The organism is Frankia sp. AiPs1, assembly GCF_023716945.1.
Lineage (GTDB): Bacteria > Actinomycetota > Actinomycetes > Frankiales > Frankiaceae > Frankia.
Genome location: NZ_JAMQQF010000755.1, coordinates 1 through 2291, shown reverse-complemented (window position 1 = coordinate 2291; position 2291 = coordinate 1). Strand labels below are relative to the sequence as shown.

Genomic DNA, 2291 nt, shown 5'->3' with positions numbered 1-2291 from the left:
AGCCAGTGCACCTCGGCGCGGCGTCCCTCGCCGCCCAGCCGGACGGTGCCCGCCGGCCGGCCCGGCTCGGCGCGGGAGAGGCAGCCGGGCGGCAGGTCCTGGCAGTACGCGGCCAGCCCCACCCCGTCGGTGAGGCGCAGGTGCGGCAGCGAGTAGAGCATGCCGTCAAGCGCGGTGCGGGCGATGGGGTCGCGGGCGAGGCCGACCCGGTTCTCCTGTGTCCACGGCGTCCATTCGGCCGCGGGGGCCGGCGTCGCGGGCCGGTCGGTCAGGTACGAGGCGAGCGTGTCGGCGTCCCACCAGCCACCGGTCGGCAGGCCGTCGCCCTCAATCAGCGCCAGCTCCGCGGGAAGATCCGTATACGGCTCGGTCGGCGACGCCGGCTCGCCCGGACGCAGCACGGACAGCGTCACCGCCTCCGGCGCGGACGCCTGCGACACCGGCGCGGACGCCTGCGTCTCTGGCGCGGACGCCTGCGTCGCCGGCAGGGACACGACGTCCGACGGCACCGGGAACATCGGCTCCCACCGGCCCGGGGCGCCATCGGCCTGCTCGCGCCGGCGGACCAACAGCGGCCCGTGCACCTGCCCGGGCTGGCCGCCCAGGGCCTGGCCGACCGCACCGCCGATCGTCGCCGGGCTCGGCTCGGTGGTCCGGGCCATCGAGGATGCGCCGGCCTGGAACAGCCGACCGTCCCGGACGACGAGCGTGTCGAGCGGTTCGAGAACCGCCCAACGGTCGGTGCCGGTCACGCCGGTGCTCCCCACCGGCTCGTCTCCGCCGCGATGAACCGGGCGACGAGGGCGACATCGGTGGCCAACCCGCTGGGCACATCCCGGTCCGTCCACGTGCTGAGCAGGTGCACGATGTCCGCCGGCGCGTGCTGCCGCCCGGCGAGCCGGCCGATCTCCCGCTCCCGCCAGTCCGCGGGCAGCACCGCGAGCACCTCGCGGTCCGCCTCCAGCCGGGAGGCCAGCCGAGGCGACATGCCGGCGCCGTAGGCGGCGACCAGGTCGGCGATCGCCCGCAGACTGGTCCGCCCAACCGGCGCCGCCCAGGGGACAACGACCCGGGCCCGCTCACCGCCGCGGCGCAGCACCGCGACGCCGAGGCCGGGCCGCTCCCGGGTCTTCGCCGCCTTCAGCAGGTCGTTCGCGGTCCTGACCACCCCCTGCAACGCCGTCGAGGCGTGGAAGTAGACGACGGCTGTGCTGGCCGACAGCGTGCGGCTGTGGGCGATCCCCCGCGCCGCCGAGTCGACGAACTCCGCGTTCATCCGCAGCGCCGCGGTGATCGCGGTCGCCGCGGGCACGAAGCACATCAGGTCGTCCCCGCCGGCGTAGACCGCGCGTCCCAGCAGGTCCGGCCGGGCGATCTGCACGGACTGCCGCCCGCCGACGTCGACCAGCGTCCGGGACACGCTGGCGTGCCAGGCGGCCACGTCCTGGATGGTTGGCGGCGGCTGCGACAACGCCTCGCCCATCTTGTCGGCGTCCTGCACGACGAGGGCGAGATACGGCGTGAGCGGATCGATCCCGGCCTCGACGGCCCGCCGGCTCAGGGTCTGCGCGGCCGACCGTCCCGTGGCACACAGCTCCCGGTCGGGGGCATAGTCGAGGCGGAAGTCTCGCCGCAGCGACTGCTCGTCCCAGGTGTCGGGGTAGACCCAGGCGCCCTCGGCCAGCGCCAGCCATCGGCCGACCTCCCCGGACCGCTCTCCCAGCTCCCGCAGGCCGGGGAGATCGCTGTTGCCCCGGACGAGGCGATTGCGCCCGCGGCCCGCATTCCCCACTCGGCCCGCATCCCCCTGCTGACCGTCCGCATCCACGAGCGCGTCGACGGCCAGCTTCAGGCCCGCCACGGCCGTCCGCAGCGCAGGCGTGGACGGCAGGAGGTCGAGGATCCGCGCCCGGTAGGCGGCGGACGCCACCGACGGGGTGGAGGGGAAGCCGCCGAGCCTGTCTCGGAAGTTCCTCTTGGCCCGAGCGGCGGCGGAGAGCTCCTCCCCGGTGCGCGGATCGCGCCCGGTCGCCGCCCAGCGGCCGGACAGCCCGCAGACCGCCGGGGTCCGCACCCGGTAGCCCGGGAAGTCCCGCGTCTTCTTCCGGTTCGCCAGCGCGCGCATCGCCCGGCCCAGATAGTCCTGGTAGGTCGCCCAGCTCGCTCCCGGCGCGACCGCCCACTGCGGCACGGGGAATCCCGGGGTGGGCGCGGCCGGCACACCGTCCCCGGAGCCGGCCGCGACCAGTTCCTGCCAGGCGTCGACGACGGCGGCGGACATCGCGCGGGCG

General features: G+C 76.0%; 1 protein-coding gene and 1 pseudogene. Both read right to left on the bottom strand.

What is annotated here, in order from left to right; all coding sequences use genetic code 11:
- Positions 1 to 752: type III-B CRISPR module-associated Cmr3 family protein (locus tag ND748_RS30305; RefSeq protein WP_251749665.1), on the bottom strand; the 752-nt coding region annotated here is incomplete at its 3' end.
- A pseudogene (locus ND748_RS30300) lies at positions 749 to 2291 on the bottom strand (hypothetical protein); the annotation flags it as partial. The gene ND748_RS30305 and the pseudogene ND748_RS30300, both read right to left, overlap by 4 nt.